At 65.1% G+C, this 18,504-nt stretch carries 21 protein-coding genes; 19 read left to right on the top strand and 2 right to left on the bottom strand.

Going from position 1 to position 18,504, the window contains the following annotated elements; all coding sequences use genetic code 11:
- Positions 1 to 33 precede the first annotated feature (33 nt).
- Both DN412_RS27685 and DN412_RS27680 read right to left on the bottom strand, forming a co-directional pair.
- Positions 34 to 765, bottom strand: coding sequence for an SAM-dependent methyltransferase (locus DN412_RS27685; RefSeq protein WP_115214492.1), 732 nt, complete (start codon positions 763 to 765; stop codon positions 34 to 36).
- 16 nt (positions 766 to 781) lie between these two features.
- Positions 782 to 1,381, bottom strand: a complete 600-nt coding sequence (locus DN412_RS27680) for a Maf-like protein (RefSeq protein ID WP_115214491.1) — start codon at positions 1,379 to 1,381, stop codon at positions 782 to 784.
- Between the two features lie 193 nt (positions 1,382 to 1,574).
- Between DN412_RS27680 and DN412_RS27675 the strand changes: the two genes are divergently transcribed.
- The 19 genes from DN412_RS27675 to era all read left to right on the top strand — a co-directional run bounded on the left by DN412_RS27675 (position 1,575) and on the right by era (position 18,501).
- A complete protein-coding gene (locus DN412_RS27675; RefSeq protein ID WP_078197105.1) occupies positions 1,575 to 2,165 on the top strand; it encodes a DUF177 domain-containing protein in 591 nt (196 codons plus the stop codon).
- Between the two features lie 119 nt (positions 2,166 to 2,284).
- Positions 2,285 to 2,464, top strand: a complete 180-nt coding sequence (rpmF, locus tag DN412_RS27670; protein ID WP_010814675.1) for a 50S ribosomal protein L32 — start codon at positions 2,285 to 2,287, stop codon at positions 2,462 to 2,464.
- Between the two features lie 165 nt (positions 2,465 to 2,629).
- Positions 2,630 to 3,709: a phosphate acyltransferase PlsX gene (plsX, locus tag DN412_RS27665; protein ID WP_078197104.1), complete on the top strand. Its 1,080-nt coding sequence runs from the start codon at positions 2,630 to 2,632 to the stop codon at positions 3,707 to 3,709.
- 52 nt (positions 3,710 to 3,761) lie between these two features.
- Positions 3,762 to 4,742 (top strand): beta-ketoacyl-ACP synthase III, encoded by a 981-nt coding sequence (locus tag DN412_RS27660; protein WP_078197103.1) that lies wholly within the window; start codon positions 3,762 to 3,764, stop codon positions 4,740 to 4,742.
- Between the two features lie 83 nt (positions 4,743 to 4,825).
- Positions 4,826 to 5,755 carry an ACP S-malonyltransferase gene (gene fabD, locus DN412_RS27655; RefSeq protein WP_115214490.1) on the top strand — a complete coding sequence of 310 codons (930 nt, stop codon included), beginning with the start codon at positions 4,826 to 4,828 and terminating at the stop codon, positions 5,753 to 5,755.
- Positions 5,756 to 5,771: 16 nt separating this feature from the next.
- Positions 5,772 to 6,521: a 3-oxoacyl-ACP reductase FabG gene (gene fabG, locus DN412_RS27650; protein WP_115214489.1), complete on the top strand. Its 750-nt coding sequence runs from the start codon at positions 5,772 to 5,774 to the stop codon at positions 6,519 to 6,521.
- A 170-nt stretch (positions 6,522 to 6,691) separates the two neighbouring features.
- The gene (gene acpP / locus DN412_RS27645; protein WP_008644813.1) at positions 6,692 to 6,931 is read left to right on the top strand and encodes an acyl carrier protein; all 240 of its coding nucleotides are present in this window, start codon (positions 6,692 to 6,694) and stop codon (positions 6,929 to 6,931) included.
- A 190-nt stretch (positions 6,932 to 7,121) separates the two neighbouring features.
- A complete protein-coding gene (fabF, locus tag DN412_RS27640; protein WP_115214488.1) occupies positions 7,122 to 8,354 on the top strand; it encodes a beta-ketoacyl-ACP synthase II in 1,233 nt (410 codons plus the stop codon).
- 52 nt (positions 8,355 to 8,406) lie between these two features.
- On the top strand, positions 8,407 to 8,934 hold the full coding sequence (locus tag DN412_RS27635) for a hypothetical protein (RefSeq protein WP_244222807.1): 528 nt from the start codon (positions 8,407 to 8,409) through the stop codon (positions 8,932 to 8,934).
- Between the two features lie 56 nt (positions 8,935 to 8,990).
- Entirely contained in the window at positions 8,991 to 9,590 is a 600-nt protein-coding gene (rpoE, locus tag DN412_RS27630; RefSeq protein ID WP_010814682.1) for an RNA polymerase sigma factor RpoE, read from the top strand.
- 125 nt (positions 9,591 to 9,715) lie between these two features.
- Positions 9,716 to 10,345 carry a sigma-E factor negative regulatory protein gene (locus DN412_RS27625; protein WP_115214487.1) on the top strand — a complete coding sequence of 210 codons (630 nt, stop codon included), beginning with the start codon at positions 9,716 to 9,718 and terminating at the stop codon, positions 10,343 to 10,345.
- Positions 10,346 to 10,353: 8 nt separating this feature from the next.
- Complete coding sequence (locus tag DN412_RS27620; protein ID WP_115214513.1) at positions 10,354 to 11,433, top strand: MucB/RseB C-terminal domain-containing protein; 1,080 nt, start codon at positions 10,354 to 10,356, stop codon at positions 11,431 to 11,433.
- 133 nt (positions 11,434 to 11,566) lie between these two features.
- Entirely contained in the window at positions 11,567 to 13,051 is a 1,485-nt protein-coding gene (locus tag DN412_RS27615) for a DegQ family serine endoprotease (protein WP_115214486.1), read from the top strand.
- A 17-nt stretch (positions 13,052 to 13,068) separates the two neighbouring features.
- Positions 13,069 to 13,362: a glutaredoxin family protein gene (locus DN412_RS27610; protein WP_425267452.1), complete on the top strand. Its 294-nt coding sequence runs from the start codon at positions 13,069 to 13,071 to the stop codon at positions 13,360 to 13,362.
- Positions 13,363 to 13,560: 198 nt separating this feature from the next.
- Positions 13,561 to 15,354: a translation elongation factor 4 gene (gene lepA / locus DN412_RS27605; protein WP_115214485.1), complete on the top strand. Its 1,794-nt coding sequence runs from the start codon at positions 13,561 to 13,563 to the stop codon at positions 15,352 to 15,354.
- 96 nt (positions 15,355 to 15,450) lie between these two features.
- Positions 15,451 to 16,350, top strand: coding sequence for a signal peptidase I (gene lepB / locus DN412_RS27600; RefSeq protein ID WP_115214484.1), 900 nt, complete (start codon positions 15,451 to 15,453; stop codon positions 16,348 to 16,350).
- A gap of 51 nt (positions 16,351 to 16,401) precedes the next feature.
- Positions 16,402 to 16,794 carry a DUF4845 domain-containing protein gene (locus tag DN412_RS27595; protein WP_115214483.1) on the top strand — a complete coding sequence of 131 codons (393 nt, stop codon included), beginning with the start codon at positions 16,402 to 16,404 and terminating at the stop codon, positions 16,792 to 16,794.
- A 1-nt stretch (position 16,795) separates the two neighbouring features.
- A complete protein-coding gene (gene rnc / locus DN412_RS27590; protein WP_010814690.1) occupies positions 16,796 to 17,566 on the top strand; it encodes a ribonuclease III in 771 nt (256 codons plus the stop codon).
- The gene (gene era, locus DN412_RS27585) at positions 17,563 to 18,501 is read left to right on the top strand and encodes a GTPase Era (RefSeq protein WP_115214482.1); all 939 of its coding nucleotides are present in this window, start codon (positions 17,563 to 17,565) and stop codon (positions 18,499 to 18,501) included. The genes rnc and era overlap by 4 nt, the downstream gene beginning before the upstream one ends.
- Positions 18,502 to 18,504 lie beyond the last annotated feature (3 nt).

The raw sequence follows: 18,504 nt of genomic DNA, 5'->3' as shown, positions 1-18,504 counted from the left end.
CCCTTTGCCGTTTCCTGTCTTGCTGCTTCTTTCTTATATGGCCAGCAGCGAGAAGATCGCCGGGCGCTTGTGCAGTTCGAGCCGCTCGGGGCGCCAGTCTGACAGCGGCAGCGTGACGATGGTCTCGCCGGGCAGCGTCAGGTCCACCGCCACGGACAGCAGCGTGGTGCCGGCGCAGTGCTGGCGCATGGCCTCCAGTAGGGCCGCGTTGCGGTAGGGCGTCTCGATGAACACCTGGGTCTGGCTGGCCTTGCGCGAGCGCTGTTCCAGTTCACGCAGCCGCTGCGCGCGCTCGCCGGCGTCGACCGGCAGGTAGCCGTTGAAGGCAAAGCTCTGGCCGTTCAGGCCCGAGCCCATCACTGCCAGCAGGATCGAGCTGGGCCCGACCAGCGGCCGCACCCGGATGCGGCGCGCATGCGCCAGCCGCACCAGGTCGGCGCCCGGGTCGGCCACCGCCGGCACGCCGGCCTCGGACAGCAGGCCGCCGTCACGGCCGGCTTCGAGCGGGGCCAGCAGCGCGGCCAGGGCATCGGCGCGCGTATTGACGTTCAGCTCGCGGATCTCGATCTGCTGGATCGGGCGCGCCAGTGGCGTGGTTTCGCCCAGCTTTTTCAGGAAGGCGCGCGCGGTCTTGGCGTTTTCGGCGACAAGGTAGTCGAGGCTGGCGGCGATCTGCTGCACGCCGGCCGGGATCACGTCGGCCAGCGGGTCGGCTTCGTCGCGTTTGCCAAGGGTATTGGGGATCAGGTAAAGAGTGCCGCTCATGGTGGGCTCGTGCGGGTCATGCGGTAAGGAGGGGATAGCCGACCTGGCGCAGCATGCCGGTCAGCGCGATCAGCGGCAGGCCGACCAGCGCGGTGGGGTCGTCGGACTCGACCCGCTCCAGCAGTGTGATGCCCAGGCCCTCGGATTTGGCGCTGCCGGCGACGTCGTAGGGGCGCTCCGCCAGCAGGTAGGCTTCGATTTCGGCGTCGGTCAGATCGCGCATGGTCACGCGGGTCTGCACGTCCGCCAGCTGCACGGTGCCGGTGCGCGCGTCCAGCAGGCACAGAGCCGAGTGGAAGGTGGCGGTGCACCCGCGCATGCGGCGCAGCTGTGCCACGGCCTTCTCGTGCGTGCCGGGCTTTCCCATCTGTTCGCCGTCCAGGGTCAGCACCTGGTCCGAGCCGATCACCAGCACGCCCGGATGGCGGGCGGCAATGGCTTCGGCCTTGCGCTGCGACAGCCGCAGCGCGGTGGCCTCGGGCGCTTCGTTGGCAAGCGGGGTTTCGTCGATGTCGGGCACGGCCACCTCGAACGGGATGCGCAGCCGCTCCAGCAACTCGCGGCGGTAGGGCGAGCCGGAGCCGAGGATCAGCCGGGGGCGGGAATCTGGGGGCATAAGTCGTTGAATCGGAACAGGAAGCCAAGTGGCCTGGGAAGCAAGCCCTTTGACCTCGGAAAGGTTTACGTCGTATAATCGCCCGTTTTGCCGCATCCGCACCCGGGCGCAGTGCCGCCAAAGTGCGCGGCCCGTAGTCCGTCAGGCGAGGAATGTGGCGAACCAGTCATTGTATGCGACAGGAGCCACGCACATGACCCAGCCGATTGACCTGCGCGCGCTTGATCTCTTCGCCATGTGCCGAAAGGGTGAAAGCCTGGCCGGCGACGTGGCAGTGCGGGATTTGCCGCGCATCTTAGCCGAGACCGCCGCGCAAGCGCCAGCCTCGGCACCCGATGAGACGTTTGCCTACACGGCCACCGGCTTCCTGCGTGAAGAGGCGGCCGAGCCGGGCGCCGCGGTGGCGCGGCGGCTGTTCCTCGACGTGACCGTGAAGGGCCGGGTATGGCTGGATTGCCAGCGCTGCCTGACGCCCTATGCGGAGCCGATCGACACGGCAACGCGTTTCGAGGTGGTGGAAAGCGAGGAAGCGGCCGACGCCGCGCCGATGGACGACGACGAAGTCGACGTGATCGCCGGCTCGAAGCGTTTCTCGCTGCTGGACCTGATTGAAGATGAAGTGCTGCTGGCGCTGCCGGTGGCACCCAAGCATGACGTCTGCCCGACGGTACACGAAAGCCTCGTGACCGGTTCGGACGGCGAGGCGCAGCCAGAGGCTGAGCCTGAGGAAGAAAAGCGGCCTTCGCCCTTTGCGGCGCTGGCCGGCCTGAAGACCAAGCATTGAAGCCGCCGACAGGCGGGCCGCAAGGTCTTGCAGGTGAATCTGAAGCATCCGGCCGGGCCCCGGCTACGCCTTGGGCGGGATGCGTGTGTTAATATTGAAAAATTCTCGAAGGAGTCATCATGGCTGTTCAACAGAACAAGAAGTCGCCGTCCAAGCGCGGCATGCACCGTTCGCACGATCACCTGTCGGCCGCGCCGCTGGCAGTTGAGCCGACCACGGGCGAAACCCACCTGCGTCACCACGTGAGCCCGAACGGCTACTACCGTGGCCGCAAGGTCATCAAGACCAAGAACGACTGATAGCTTTGCTCGGCGTGACGTTGCGTCTCGCTCGCGCATGCCTGTAGGTCGGACACTAAAAGGTCAGAGACAAAAAAGCGGCAAGATCGTTGCCGCTTTTTTGTTGGGCGCTCGGGATTCCCGCCGGGCGTGGCGTGCGCCGCCGCGCTATCCGTACCAGGAACAATGACGATCAAAATCGCTATCGACTGCATGGGCGGCGATCACGGAGTTTCCGTGACGGTGCCCGCGGCGATCAGTTTTCTTTCCCGCCACGACGATGCCGAGATGGTGCTGGTCGGCTTGCCCGACGCCATCCGGGCGCAGCTGAAGAAGCTGCACGCGCTGGACCATCCGCGCGTCAGCGTCGTCGAGGCCACCGAGGTCATCACCATGGATGACCCGGTCGAGGTGGCGCTGCGCAAGAAGAGGGACTCTTCGATGCGCGTCGCCGTCACGCAGGTCAAGGAAGGCCTGGCCGGTGCCTGCATCTCCGCCGGCAATACCGGCGCGCTGATGGCCGTGTCGCGCTATGTGCTGAAGACGCTCGAAGGCATCGAGCGGCCGGCCATCGCCACCACGATTCCCAACGAGCAAGGCTGGGGCACCACGGTGCTGGACCTGGGCGCCAATGCCGACTGCGAGCCTGAGCACCTGCTGCAGTTCGCGCGCATGGCCGAAGCCATGGTGGCCGTCGTCGATCACAAGGATCACCCCACGGTGGGCCTGCTGAACATCGGCGAGGAAGTCATCAAGGGCAACGAGGTGGTCAAGCGCGCGGGCGAACTGCTGCGCGCCTCGGAGCTGAACTTCTACGGCAATGTGGAAGGCAACGACATCTTCAAGGGCACTACCGACATCGTGGTCTGCGACGGCTTTGTCGGCAATGTGGCACTCAAGAGCACCGAGGGCCTGGCCAAGATGATTGGCAGTATGATCAAGGAAGAATTCACCCGCTCGTGGTTTACCAAGCTGCTGGCCGCGGTCGCCATGCCGGTGCTGTCGCGCCTGGCCAGGCGGCTCGACCCGGCGCGCTACAACGGCGCCTCGCTGCTGGGGCTGCGCGGGCTGGTGATCAAGAGCCACGGTTCGGCCGATGCCCATTCTTTTGAGTGGGCCATCAAACGCGGGTATGATGCCGCCAAGAATGGCGTGATCGCCCGCATCACCCGGGCTTTTGCCGATAAATCCAGTGCCGCAGGCGCTGCACAGCCCGCCCCGGAGACAGAGACGCCTGGCGCGCATCCCAGCCCCCACGTCGCCTGAGCGCCACGCGCGCCGGTCGCGGGTGCCAGCGGGCCATACGATCCGACAATACATGACCAAGTACGCAAAAATCATCGGTACCGGGAGCTACCTGCCTCCGCGGCGCGTGACTAACCATGACCTGGCCGCGCAGCTTGCCGAAAAGGGCATCGAGACCAGCGACGAGTGGATCGTCTCGCGCAGCGGCATCTCGGCGCGCCACTGGGCCGAGCCCGATGTGGCCAGCAGCGAGCTTGCGGTCAAGGCCGCCGAGCAGGCTATCGAGGCCGCCGGCATCGACCGCCAGGACATCGACCTGATCATCGTCGCCACCTCGACGCCGGACTTCGTGTTCCCCAGCACGGCCTGCATCGTGCAGGAGAAGCTGGGCATCACCAATCACTGCCCGGCATTCGACCTGCAGGCGGTGTGCTCCGGTTTTGTCTACGCTCTGGCCACTGCCGACAAGTTCATCCGCAGCGGCTCGCACCGCAACGTGCTGGTGATCGGCACCGAAGTGTTCTCGCGCATCCTGGACTTCAACGACCGCACCACCTGCGTGCTGTTCGGCGACGGCGCCGGCGCCGTGGTGCTGTCGGCGTCCGAGGAGCCGGGCATCCTGTCCAGCGCCATGCACTCGGATGGCAGCCATGTCGATATCCTGTGCGTGCCGGGCAACGTCGCCGGCGGCAATATCACCGGCAACCCGTTCCTGCGCATGGACGGGCAGGCTGTGTTCAAGCTGGCCGTGAACGTGCTGGACAAGGTCGCGCGTGAGGCCATGGAGGCCGCCAGCGTGACGCCGGACCAGATCGACTGGCTGATCCCGCACCAGGCCAATATCCGCATCATGCAGGGCACGGCGAAGAAGCTGGGCCTGCCGGCGCAGCGCATGGTCGCCACCGTGCACGAGCACGGCAACACCTCGGCCGCGTCGATCCCGCTGGCGCTGGACGTCGCCGTGCGCGACGGCCGCATCCGCCCGGGCCAGACTGTGCTGATGGAAGGCGTGGGCGGCGGCTTCACCTGGGGCGCGGTGCTGCTGCGCATGTGATTCGCGGCCGGCGCCATGACATGCCGCGCATGCAGGCCATGCCGCAGCGCCGGCCTCCCGTTTCTTGTTAGGGTTCCAATCCGATGAAATTCGCTTTCGTATTTCCCGGCCAGGGTTCGCAGTCGGTCGGCATGCTCAATGCCTTCGCGGATAACGCCGTGGTGCGCGCCACCGTGGAAGAAGCCTCGGCCGCGCTTGGCCAGGACCTCGGGCGCCTGATCGCCGAAGGCCCCGCCGAAGAACTGAACCTGACCACCAACACGCAGCCGGTGATGCTGACCGCCGCCGTGGCGATCTACCGCGCCTGGCTGGACGCCGGCGGCCCGGCGCCGGCACTGGTGGCCGGCCACAGCCTGGGCGAGTACTCGGCGCTGGTGGCCGCGGGCGTGATCCCGTTTGCCGACGCGGTGCCGCTGGTGCGCTTCCGCGCGCAGGCCATGCAGGAAGCCGTGCCGGTGGGCGAGGGCGCCATGGCTGCGATCCTGGGCCTGTCCGACGACGACGTGCGCGCCGCATGCGCCGAGGCATCGGCCGCCGGCGTGGTCGAGGCCGTGAACTTCAACGCGCCGTCGCAGGTGGTGATCGCCGGCAGCAAGGCCGCGGTCGAAAAGGCCTGCGAGATCGCCAAGGGCAAGGGCGCCAAGCGCGCGCTGCCGCTGCCGGTGTCGGCGCCGTTCCACTCGTCGCTGCTCAAGCCCGCTTCGGACCGCCTGCGCGAGCGCATGGCCGGGCTGGCTTTCTCGGCACCGTCGATCCCGCTGGTGAACAACGTCGACGTTGCCATCGTCAACGATCCGGAAGCGATCAAGGACGCGCTGGTACGCCAGGCTGCGGCCCCGGTGCGCTGGGTCGAATGCGTGCAGAAGATGGCCGTCGAAGGCGTCACGCACGTGATCGAATGCGGCCCGGGCAAGGTGCTGGCCGGCATGACCAAGCGCATCGACGGCAACCTGACCGGCGCCGCGATCTTCGATCCGGCCTCGCTGCAGGACACGCAGGCACTGCTGAAGTAAGCAAGAGGACATCCGCATGACCAAACTTCTCGACAACCAGGTTGCGCTGGTCACCGGCGCCTCGCGCGGCATCGGTCGCGCCATCGCGCTGGAACTGGCCCGCCAGGGCGCCACCGTGATCGGCACCGCCACCAGCGAAGCCGGCGCGGGCGGCATTACCGACTACCTCGGCGCCGAAGGCCTGAAGGGCAAGGGCGCCGTGCTCAACGTCAATGACGCGGCCGCTTGCGACGCGCTCATCGACGAGATCGTCAAGACCCACGGCGGTATCGGCGTGCTGGTCAACAATGCCGGCATTACGCAGGACCAGCTGGCGATGCGCATGAAGGACGAGGACTGGCTGGCCGTGATCCAGACCAACCTGACTTCGGTGTTCCGCCTGTCGCGCGCGGTGCTGCGCCCGATGATGAAGGCGCGTCAAGGCCGCATCATCAATATCACCTCGGTGGTGGGCTCGGTCGGCAACCCGGGCCAGATGAACTACTCCGCCGCCAAGGCGGGCGTGGCGGGCATGACCCGTTCGCTGGCCGCCGAGATCGGCAGCCGCAACGTGACCGTGAACTGCGTCGCGCCGGGCTTTATCGATACCGACATGACCAAGGCGCTGTCCGAAGAGCAGCATGCTGCTCTCAAGACGCAGATTCCGCTGGGCCGCCTGGGCCAGCCGGACGATATCGCCAATGCGGTGGCCTTCCTGGCTGGTCCGCAAGCCGCCTATATCACCGGCACGACGTTGCATGTGAACGGCGGGATGTACATGAATTAATAGGTTTTTGGGTGGCTGGTTTCGGGGAAGAAGCCCGAAGAAGCTGCCTGAAGTAGTAGTTTTCCGAACCAAACGGGCGCGATTCTTGCAAAGCTTGGCAGGCGGCATTTCTGCCGCCTCAAACCTGCTAAAATGCGCCCACTTTTTGTCGAACTTCCCTGGAGGGTTACATGGACAATATCGAACAACGCGTCAAGAAAATCGTGGCAGAACAGCTTGGCGTGGCCGAGGCAGACATCAAGAACGAATCGTCGTTCGTGAACGATCTCGGTGCGGACTCGCTGGACACGGTTGAACTCGTGATGGCGTTGGAAGATGAATTCGGCATGGAAATTCCCGATGAGGAAGCCGAAAAGATCACGACCGTGCAACAGGCTATCGACTACGCCACCGCGCACGTCAAGGCCTAAGCCCGTCGTCTCTGCATTCCGAGCCACAGAAGGCAGGTGGGCGGGCCGTCTCGGCCTCGCCTTGCTGTTTTCTGTGGCTTTCGTCTGTTCGAAGAAGCAGAATGGAATGTGCTTCGCCGCGCGGCCCGCAGGGCCGGCGGCGGGCAGCTCTGCGTTCCGTTCCCGTTTCACGCACCCGTAGGAAAACATAGTGAGCCGTCGTCGCGTCGTCGTCACTGGGCTTGGCCTTGTGTCTCCGGTCGGAAACACGGTTGCCGAAGGCTGGGCCAACCTGGTAGCCGGCAAGTCCGGCATCGCCACCATCACCAAATTCGATCACTCCGCGCTTTCCGTGCATTTCGCCGGCGAAGTGAAGGGCTTCAATGCCGAGGATTACATCCCCGCCAAGGAAGCCCGGAATATGGATACGTTCATCCATTTCGGCATCGCGGCCGGCACGCAGGCGCTGAAAGACAGCGGCCTGGAAGTGACCGAAGCCAACGCCGACCGCATCGGCGTGCTGGTGGGCTCGGGCATCGGCGGCCTGCCGATGATCGAGGACACCCATGCCGTGCTGACCGAGCGTGGTCCGCGCCGGATTTCGCCGTTCTTCGTGCCGGGCTCGATCATCAATATGATCGCGGGCCACCTGTCGATCATCCACGGCATCAAGGGCCCGAACCTGGCTGCCGTGACGGCCTGCACGACCGGCCTCCACAGCATCGGCCTGGCCGCCCGTCTGATCCAGGCCGGCGATGCCGACGCCATGCTGGCCGGCGGCGCCGAGTCGACCGTGTCGCCGCTGGGCATCGGCGGTTTCGCCGCTGCGCGTGCACTGTCGACGCGCAATGACGATCCGGCCGCCGCTTCGCGTCCGTGGGACAAGGACCGCGACGGCTTCGTGCTGGGCGAGGGCGCCGGTGTGATGATGCTGGAGGAGTACGAGTCGGCCAAGGCGCGCGGTGCGCGCATCTATGCCGAGCTGATCGGCTTCGGCATGAGCGGCGACGCCTACCACATGACCGCGCCGAACATGGACGGCCCGCGTCGCTGCATGGTCAACGCGCTCAAGGACGCCGGCATCAATACCGACCAGGTGCATTACCTGAACGCCCATGGCACGTCCACGCCGCTGGGCGACAAGAACGAATCCGATGCGATCAAGGCCGCATTCGGCGAGCAGGCCTACAAGATGGTGGTGAACTCGACCAAGTCGATGACCGGCCATCTGCTGGGCGGCGCCGGCGGCCTGGAATCGGTCTTCACCGTGCTGGCGCTGCACAACCAGGTATCGCCGCCGACGATCAACCTCGACAACCAGGATCCCGAGTGCGACTTGGACTACGTGGCCAATACGGCACGCGAGATGAAGATCGACGTGGCGGTGAAGAACAACTTCGGTTTCGGCGGCACCAACGGCACGCTTGTTTTCCGCCGCGCCTGATCCGTGGTTGAGGCGGGCCCTTCGCGGGCTGCGCCAGGGCAGGGTCCACCCGTTGTGGTGGACCCTGTTCGTGTTTTGTGCCGGTGAGTTGCTGGCGCTCGCGCTGCTGGCGCGGACGCTGGCCGATGTCATCGCCGGCAGCCAGGCCGGGTTCCAGTGGTGGCATGCCGCCGCCGGGCCGGGACTTGCGCTTGCCGCGGTGGCAACAGTGCGGGCCTGGCCGGCGCGGTGGCAGTGCCTGCGCTGGCGCTGCACGGCCATGCAGGATGCGGGCGACGGCACGCGGCCATTGCGGATCCGGCTGGAAGCGCCGGGCGGTGCCCGGCATGAGGCTGTCGTCCTGCAATGCTGGCAGGCCGGCGGTGCCGCTGTCGTGCGCCTTGTCCCCGGTGCCCCCGGCATGCCGGGGGCCATCTTTCTTCCCTGGCAAGCGGCTGCGCCCGAGGTGGCGCGGCGGTTGCAACGTGCCGCCAGAGTTGCACTGCGGGTGCAACCTGATGCGTCGGCTGGGAACGATTTTGTTAGCTTGCGGTCACAGGATGCGCGTTGCTTCACCGGGCGGGCTGAGAATCGTAGGTAAAATACAACGTTTGTCGTGACGACTAAACCAAGAGATACACTGCAGGTGAGCCATACGTGAGCGAACGCGAAGCCGATCAGCTCCTAGTTGAACGCGTCCAGCAGGGCGACAAGCGGGCCTTTGAACTTCTGGTGACCAAATACCATCGGAAGATCATTCGCCTGATTTCGCGCCTGGTCAGGGATCCCGCTGAAGTCGAGGATGTGGCGCAGGATGCCTTCATCAAGGCATACCGCGCCTTGCCCCAGTTCCGCGGGGAGTCGGCCTTCTACACGTGGCTGTACCGGATCGCCGTCAACACGGCCAAGAACTACCTGGCTACCCAGGGCCGCCGGCCGGAAGCGTCCAGCGATATCGATGCGGAAGAGGCTGAAACTTTTGCGGACGGTGAGCAACTAAGGGATATCAATACGCCGGAGTCGATGCTCCACACGCGCCAGGTCGCCGAGACGGTGAACCGCGCGATGGAGGCGCTTCCGGAAGAATTGCGGACCGCCATCACGCTGCGCGAGATCGAGGGCCTCAGTTATGAGGAAATCGCCGAAGCGATGGGATGTCCGATCGGCACGGTGCGTTCGCGGATCTTCCGGGCGCGCGAGGCGATTGCCGAGAAATTGCGTCCGCTGCTGGGAACGGCAGAGGGCAAGCGGTGGTAGTGGTTCGCCAGCAGTTGATAGTAGAAAAGAATGTCGTGCGGCCAGCGTTGCAGCCTATTCCTGCATCGATAAGCGACAGAAGTAACGGGATTATCGGTGTTCAATGGAATGTCTTGGGGTGGGAAATGGGTCAGGCTCATAAGCAGTCGGTTCATGTAGTGGAAGCAGCGGAGCAGATCTCCGTACTGATGGATGGCGAACTGGCGCCGCACGAAGTCGATGCCGTGCTGGGCCTCGCGAAAAGCGATGCCGGCATGTCCGACTGGACCACTTACCAGTTGATCGGCGACACGCTGCGCTCGGAAGAGCTGACGCACGCGGGCTCCACCGCCGATTTCCTCTCTCGTTTCTCCGCACGCCTGGAAGCCGAGCCGCACGTACTGGTGCCGGCAGTGGCGCAGGCCAGTGCCCGCCACCGCCTGCTGGTCAGGCCATCGTGGGTGCGCCGCGTGATGCCTGGCACGGCGATCGCCGCCGCGGTCGCGGCGGTCAGCTGGGTGGTCGTGCCGCAGATGCGCGGGCCTGCCACGCTGGGCACGCCGGACGCCGTGGTGGCGCGTGCCGACCAGCCTGCTGCCGGCCAGCCGGCTGGCATCGTCACCGTGGCCGCCGAAGCGCCCCAGATGATCCGCGACCCGCGACTGGACGAATATCTGCGTGCCCATCGCACGTCGGTGGCAACGGAAGCGTTCGTGCCGACCATGCGCACGGTTGCCAACGGTGCAAACTTCACTCAGGAAAGTACGCAGGAATAATGCCGGACATGCATAAAGGAGTGTCGCCCGCCTATGTAGCGGGCGCGCAGAAAATCAGGGCCCTGCGTAGGTCCTTTTTTCTGGCCTTGTGTCTGAGCGCTGCAGCGGCCACCGCGCAGCCTTCGGACAGTACGCTGAACCGACGCGACGCCACCGCCTGGCTCAACAAGATCCACAAAGCCGCACAGCAAGAGAACTATGTCGGCACGCTGATCTATCAGCGCGGCAGCGTCATGCACGCCTCGCGTATTCAGCATTACAGCGATCTCGTCCACAACGAGTACGAACGCCTGGAAACGCTCGACGGCAAGCCGCGCGAGGTGCTGCGGCAGAACGACGTGGTGCACAGCCTGATTCCCGAGGCCAAGCTGGTGGTGGTGGAAAAGCAGGAAGCCAAGGACCGCTTCCCCGCGCTGCTCGCCACCAACAAGAACGACGTGCTGGACCTGTACGACATGCGCAAGATGCCCGCCGAGCGCGTGGCCGGCATGGAGTGCGAGGTCTTTGCGCTGGAGCCGCACGATGCCGCGCGCTACGCGGTGCGCCTGTGGGCGGAAAAAAACTCCGGCCTGCTGATGCGCGCGCAGACCATCGGCGAAGGCGGCAAGGTGCTGGAACAGGTGGCGTTTTCGCAGGTGCAGATCGGCGTGCCATCCGAGAAGCAGCGCATCCTCGGCGCGATCAAGAATTCCAGCGGCTGGAATCACTATGAGGTGACCTACCAGCCGGCCAATATCGCCGACGAGGGCTGGTCGATCACCGTGCCGCTCAAGGGTTTCCAGAAGATCCGCGAAGTCCGCCGGCCGCTTGGCGAACTGCGCGCGCCGCCCCCGGGCAATGCGCGCGGGCAGGTCTTCGAAGTGCTGCAGGTCGTCTACAGCGACGGGCTGACCGGCCTGTCGGTCTTTATCGAGCCGGTTTCCGAGCAACGTGTGCGCCGCGAAGGCGTGGCCGCGCTCGGCGCGACCCAGGTCGTGGTGCGCCGGATTGCCGATTACTGGATCACCGTGGTGGGCGAGGTGCCGGCGAGCACCGTCCGCCAGTTTGCGACGGCCGTGGAATATCGCCCTCCCAAGGCGGTACACTGAGCTTGACGCAGGTGCAGCCGACGCCGCCGGACCTTGTCCCGGCGCCGGCTCCATGAAACCTGTGCAGGGGTCCCCGCCACGGGATCACATCCAGTCGGTTTTTCTTCTTTTCGCTGAATCCCGGGAGTTGTCGATGATGTTCAGATCTCCAGCCCTGGCGCGGGCCGTGGTCATGGCTGCCATGATGCTGCTCGGCCCTACCGTTGCCGAAGTCAGCCACGCCCAGGCTGCCGCCTCCACCTACAACCTGCCCGATTTCACCGACCTGGTGGAAAAGGCCAGCCCGGCCGTGGTCAATATCCGCACCACCGAACTTGTGCGCCAGCGCGGCGGGCCCGGCGGCGATGACGACATGGCGGAATTCTTCCGGCGCTTCTTCGGCGTGCCAATGCCTGGTGCCCCGGCGCCCGGCGCCCCCCGCCGCGGCCAGCAGCCGCAGCCGGAAGAGCAGAGCCGCGGCGTGGGTTCGGGCTTCATCATCAGCCAGGACGGCTACGTGATGACCAACGCGCACGTGGTGGCCGACGCCGAAACCATCTATGTGACGCTGCCCGACAAGCGTGAATTCAAGGCCAAGCTGATCGGCTCCGACAAGCGCACCGACGTGGCGCTGCTCAAGGTCGAGGCCACCGGCCTGCCGCGCCTGCCGCTGGGCGATTCCAACAAGGTCCGCGCCGGCGAATGGGTGCTGGCGATCGGCTCGCCGTTCGGGCTGGACAACAGCGTGACCGCCGGCATCGTCTCGGCCAAGGGCCGCGACACCGGCGACTACCTGCCGTTCATCCAGACCGATGTGGCGGTCAACCCCGGCAACTCCGGCGGCCCGCTGATCAACCTGCGCGGCGAGGTGATCGGCATCAACTCGCAGATCTACAGCCGCAGCGGCGGCTATATGGGCATCTCGTTCGCGATCCCGATCGACGAGGCCATGCGCGTGACCGAGCAGCTCAAGGCCACGGGCCGCGTGACGCGCGGCCGCATTGCCGTGGCAATCGGCGACGTCACCAAGGAGGTGGCCGATTCGCTGGGCCTGGGCCGTGCGCGCGGCGCGCTGGTCGGCAGCGTGGAGCCGGGCGGTCCTGCCGAGAAGGCGGGCATCGAGCCCGGCGATATCATCCTGAAGTTCAACGGCCGCGATATCGAACGCGCCTCGGACCTGCCGCGCATGGTGGGCGAGACCAAGCCGGGTACGCGCGTGCCGCTGCAGCTGTGGCGCAAGGGTGCGACCCGCGACGTCACGATCACGGTTACCGAGCTGGAACCGGATGGCAAGACCAAGGCGCGCGGCAATGCCACGCCCAAGGACGACAGCACCGCGCCGGCCAGCAAGCCCAACGCGCTGGGCCTGGTGGTCAGCGACCTGCCCGATGCACGCCTGAAGGAGCTCAAGCTCAAGTCCGGCGTCGAGGTGGAAGTGGCCGACGGCCCGGCACTGCGTGCCGGCATCCGGCCGGGCGACATCATCCTGCGGCTGGGCGACACGGACGTGACCAACGCCCGCCAGTTCAACGAGCTGGTGCGCGGCCTGGACAAGAGCCGGATCGCCGCGGTGTTCGTGCGGCGCGGCGACGCCACCCAGGTGCTGACGCTGCGCCCGGGCGCCACGTCCAGCCGCTGAGCCGCAGTGGCTGCGCCATGACCAGCTTGCCCGCGCTGACCCTGTACGGCCGGGCATACTGCCATTTGTGCGATGATATGAAGGTCGCGCTGGAGCCACTCCGGCGCGATTTTTCTTTCACCCTGCATGAGGTGGATGTCGATGCCGACGCGGGGCTGGAAGACCGCTTCGGCGAACTGGTGCCGGTGCTGATGTCGGGCGCGCCGGCCGACCTGCAAGACGACGCGAAGCCGCTTTGTCACTATTTCCTCGACGCGGCGGCGGTAAGGGTGTGGCTTGAGGCACATGGTGCCGCGCACACCACCCGCTGAATGCCGCCCGCGGCCGTGTCACGCCGCCATTTGACGACCCGGAAGTCATTGAAAATCCGGTAAAATTGCGGATTGGCGCAAAAATTGCACCCCCCGAACCTGCGGTACGCCCGCGCACGCCTTGCGGCGCGCGGCGCCGGGCCGCTCAACCGCTTGTTGCCGCCCGGGCCCTCATGCCGGCGCTCCCCTGAACACTAGATGGACCATATCCGTAATTTTTCGATCATTGCCCATATCGACCATGGGAAGTCCACCCTGGCCGACCGGATTATTCAGCTTTGTGGAGGGCTGTCGGATCGGGAGATGGAAGCGCAGGTCCTCGATTCGATGGATATCGAAAAAGAGCGCGGCATCACCATCAAGGCACAGACCGCCGCGCTCAGCTACAAGGCGCGCGACGGCCAGGTATACAACCTGAACCTGATCGACACCCCGGGGCACGTCGACTTCAGCTATGAAGTGAGCCGCTCGCTGTCCGCCTGCGAAGGTGCGCTGCTGGTAGTGGACGCCTCGCAGGGCGTCGAGGCGCAGACCGTGGCCAACTGCTACACCGCGATCGAGCTGGGCGTGGAGGTGGTGCCGGTGCTCAACAAGATCGACCTGCCGCAGGCCGACCCCGATAACGCGATCCAGGAGATCGAGGACGTGATCGGCATCGATGCGCAGGACGCCACGCCGTGCTCGGCCAAGACCGGGCAGGGCGTGCAGGACGTGATCGAGGCGCTGATCGCCAAGGTGCCGCCGCCCAAGGGCGACCCCGACGCACCGCTGCAGGCACTGATCATCGACTCGTGGTTCGACAACTACGTGGGCGTGGTGATGCTGGTGCGCGTGGTCAACGGCACGCTGCGCACCAAGGACAAGGTGCTGCTGATGGCCACCGGCTCGCAGCACCTGGTGGAGCAGGTAGGCGTGTTCACGCCCAAGTCGATCCAGCGCGATGCGCTGACCGCGGGCCAGGTGGGCTTTGTCATCGCCGGCATCAAGGAACTGAAGGCGGCCAAGGTGGGCGACACCATCACCACCATGCAGCGCAAGGCCGAAGCGCCGCTGCCGGGCTTCAAGGAAGTCAAGCCGCAGGTGTTCGCGGGCCTGTACCCGGTGGAAGCCAACCAGTACGAGGCACTGCGCGAGTCCCTGGAAAAGCTGCGGCTCAACGATGCCTCGCTGCAATTCGAGCCGGAAGTGTCGCAGGCGCTGGGCTTCGGCTTCCGCTGCGGCTTCCTCGGCCTGCTGCACATGGAGATCGTGCAGGAGCGCCTGGAGCGCGAATTCGACATGGACCTGATCACCACCGCGCCGACGGTGGTGTACCAGGTCGAGATGCGCGACGGCACCATGGTCACCGTGGAAAATCCGGCAAAGATGCCGGACCCGAGCAAGATCGAGGCGATCCTGGAACCGATCGTTACCGTCAACCTGTATATGCCGCAGGAATATGTCGGCTCGGTGATCACGCTGTGCACGCAGAAGCGCGGCTCGCAAATCAATATGAGCTACCACGGCAAGCAGGTGCAGCTGACCTACGAGATTCCGATGGCGGAAATCGTGATGGACTTCTTCGATCGCCTGAAGTCGGTGTCGCGCGGCTATGCGTCGATGGACTACGAGTTCAAGGAATATCGCCCGTCGGACGTGGTGAAGGTCGATATCCTGATCAACAGCGACAAGGTCGATGCGCTGTCGGTGATCGTGCACCGCTCGAATTCGCAGTACCGCGGCCGCGAGGTGGCGGCCAAGATGCGTGAGATCATTCCGCGCCAGATGTACGACGTGGCGATCCAGGCGGCCATCGGCTCGAATATCATTGCGCGCGAAAACGTCAAGGCGCTGCGCAAGAACGTGCTGGCCAAGTGCTACGGCGGCGATATCACGCGCAAGAAGAAGCTGCTTGAAAAGCAGAAGGCCGGCAAGAAGCGGATGAAGCAGGTCGGTACGGTCGAGATCCCGCAGGAGGCCTTCCTGGCTATCCTGCAGGTGGACGACAAGTAAGGCGCCGCGCCGGGCAGTGGCAGTGCCACGCGCGGCCGCTTGCCGCCGTGGTGACAGAACAGGCTGTACCAGGATTTCAAAAAACCAGAAGCCGTCATGAATTTTGCACTGATCCTTTTTGTGCTGGTGGTGATTACGGGCGTCGCGTGGGTTGCGGACAAGCTCGTGTTCGAGCGGCAGCGCCGTTCTTCGGCGCGGCTGGCGCTGGCCGAGTTCGATTCGCGCCAGGCCAGCCTGCAGGGCAGCTTCGGCGCGGCGGAAGCTGACGCCACGCGCAAGCGCCTGGCCGAAGAAAAGCTGCGCCAGCCGTGGTGGCTGGAGTACTCGGCCAGTTTCTTCCCGGTGATCCTGGCGGTGTTCGTGCTGCGCTCGTTCGTGGTCGAGCCGTTCAAGATCCCGTCCGGCTCGATGATCCCGACGCTGCTGATCGGCGATTTCATCCTCGTCAACAAGTACGAGTACGGTATCCGCCTGCCGGTGGTGAACAAGAAGGTCGTGGAGATGGGCCAGCCGCAGCGCGGCGACGTGATGGTGTTCCGCTACCCGAAGGACCCGTCGCTCGACTACATCAAGCGCGTGATTGGCGTGCCGGGCGATGTGGTGCAGTACGCCAACAAGCGCCTGACCATCAACGGCAAGCCGGCCGAGTACACCGCGCTGCCGGACTTCCTTGACGAGGAGCGCCTGGCGTATTCCAGGCATTTCCGCGAAAAGCTGCCGAGTGGCGTCGATCATGGCATCCTGAACGACGCGGACCGCCCGGCGTTTGTCGCCGGCGCGGACCCGGATTTCCCGTACCGGGAAAACTGCACTTACAATCAGCAGGGAGTGACTTGCAAGGTACCTTCGGGTCACTATTTCGTCATGGGTGACAACCGGGACAACAGCCTGGATTCCCGTTACTGGGGCTTCGTGCCGGACGAGAATATCGTCGGCAAGGCGTTTGTGATCTGGATGAACCTGGGCAATTTCGGACGCGTGGGATCGTTCAAGTAAGAAGAATCTCCGCGGCGCAAGAACACTCAACACCAAAAGAGGGCAAGCGCGATGGGTCGACTTGGGAAGGCGGGGGCAAGGAATCCGGCACGACGCCGGGCAGGCATGGGCGGGTTTTCCGTCTGGACGCTGCTGGTGATCGTGGTGTTCGTGATCGGCGTGGCCTTGCCGGCCCTGCGCGCGATCCCGAGCCTGGTGGAATATTTTTCGGTCAAGCGCGCCGCCAGCTATGCCAAGCAGCGCGCCGCCAACAAGCGTGAAGTGGTCGAGTTCTTTGAGAAGCAGGCAGTCATCGACCGGATTACCGCAGTAAAGGGCGAGGATCTCCTGGTCCGGGAAGACGAGAACGGCACCATCCAGTCGGTCGATTTCTCGTACCGTACCGAGGTGCCCGTCTACGGACCCCTGAGCCTACTGATTACCTATTCAGGAACGCAGCACTGATATGAACCTCGACGCCTTGCAGCAACGACTCGGCTACCGATTCAGCAAGCCCGAATTGCTGCAACAGGCGCTGACGCACCGCAGCCACAGCGCCCAGCACAACGAACGCCTTGAATTCCTGGGCGATTCGGTGCTCAACTGCGCCGTGGCGGACATGCTCTATGGCATGTTCGGCAAGCTCGACGAGGGTGACCTGTCGCGCGTGCGGGCCAACCTGGTCAAGCAGCAGGCACTGTATGAGATTGCCCAGATGCTGCAGTTGTCCGACACCCTGCGCCTGGGCGAGGGCGAACTGAAGAGCGGGGGCTTTCGCCGCCCGTCGATCCTGGCCGATGCGCTCGAAGCCATCGTCGGCGCGGTGTTCCTGGACGCCGGCTTCGATGCCGCGCGCGCGCTGATCCGCAAGCTCTATATCCCGATCCTGGAGCAGGTCGATCCGCGCACGCTGGGCAAGGACGCCAAGACCCTGCTGCAGGAATACCTGCAGGGCCACAAGATTGCCCTGCCGCAATATAACGTAATCGCCACACACGGGGCCGCGCACAGCCAACAGTTTGAAGTCGAGTGCACGGTGCCTAAACTGGAAGTCCGGGTGTTCGGCACCGGCGCCTCGCGGCGCGCCGCCGAGCAGGCCGCCGCCAAGCTGGCCCTGGACGAAGTCCAGAAGCTGGTGCCGCAGCTGCTCAAGCGCAGCCGCGCCGAGCGTACCGGAAAGACCCGCAAGCAACCCGTGCCGCAAGACCCACAGCTGTCTCTCAGGTTGAAGGAATGACCGAATCTACCCATCCGCAGCAAGACGCGGCGGATACCCCGGCCGCGGCGTTCCGCTGCGGCACCGTGGCCATCGTCGGCCGCCCCAACGTGGGCAAGTCCACGCTGATGAACGCGCTGGTCGGCCAGAAGATCAGTATCACCTCGCGCAAGGCGCAGACCACGCGGCATCGCATCGTCGGCATTCAGACCACGGATGACGCGCAGTATGTGTTCGTCGACACGCCGGGTTTCCAGACCCGCCACGCCAGCGCGCTGAACCGTTCGCTGAACCGCGCGGTCACGTCCACGCTGTCGTCGGTGGACCTGGTGCTGTTCGTGGTCGAGGCCGGCTACTACGGCGCCGACGACGAGAAGGTGCTGTCGCTGCTGCCCAAGAACACGCCGGTACTGCTGATCGCCAACAAGCTGGACCGCGTCAATGGCGAGAATCGCTCGGAAGTGATGATGCCCTTCCTGGAAAAGATGGGGCAGCAGTTCCCGTTCCGCGAAGTGGTGCCGATGACGGCCAAGACCCGTGACCATATCGCGCGCCTGTTCGAGATCATCCGTCCCTACCTGCCGGAAGGCGAGCCGATGTACGACGCCGACGCCATGACCGACCGCAGCGAGCGCTTCCTGGCCTCGGAGATCATCCGCGAGAAGGTGTTCCGCTGGACCGGCGACGAACTCCCGTACACCAGCACCGTGATCATCGACAAGTTCGAGACCGAAGGCCGCCTGCGCCGCGTCTTTGCCACCATCCTGGTCGAGCGCGATGCGCACAAGGCCATGATCATCGGCAACAAGGGTGCCAAGCTCAAGCAGATCTCCACCGAGGCGCGCCTGGACATGGAAAGACTGTTCGACGGCAAGGTCTATCTGGAAATGTGGATCAAGGTGAAGAGCGGCTGGGCCGACAACGAAGCAGGGTTGCGCGCGTACGGCTACGAGTGAGCA

Origin of the sequence: Cupriavidus lacunae (assembly GCF_003353055.1) — a bacterium.
Classification (GTDB): domain Bacteria; phylum Pseudomonadota; class Gammaproteobacteria; order Burkholderiales; family Burkholderiaceae; genus Cupriavidus; species Cupriavidus lacunae.
Note: the sequence above shows the minus strand (reverse complement) of the source record. Positions and strands in the feature narration are given on the sequence as shown.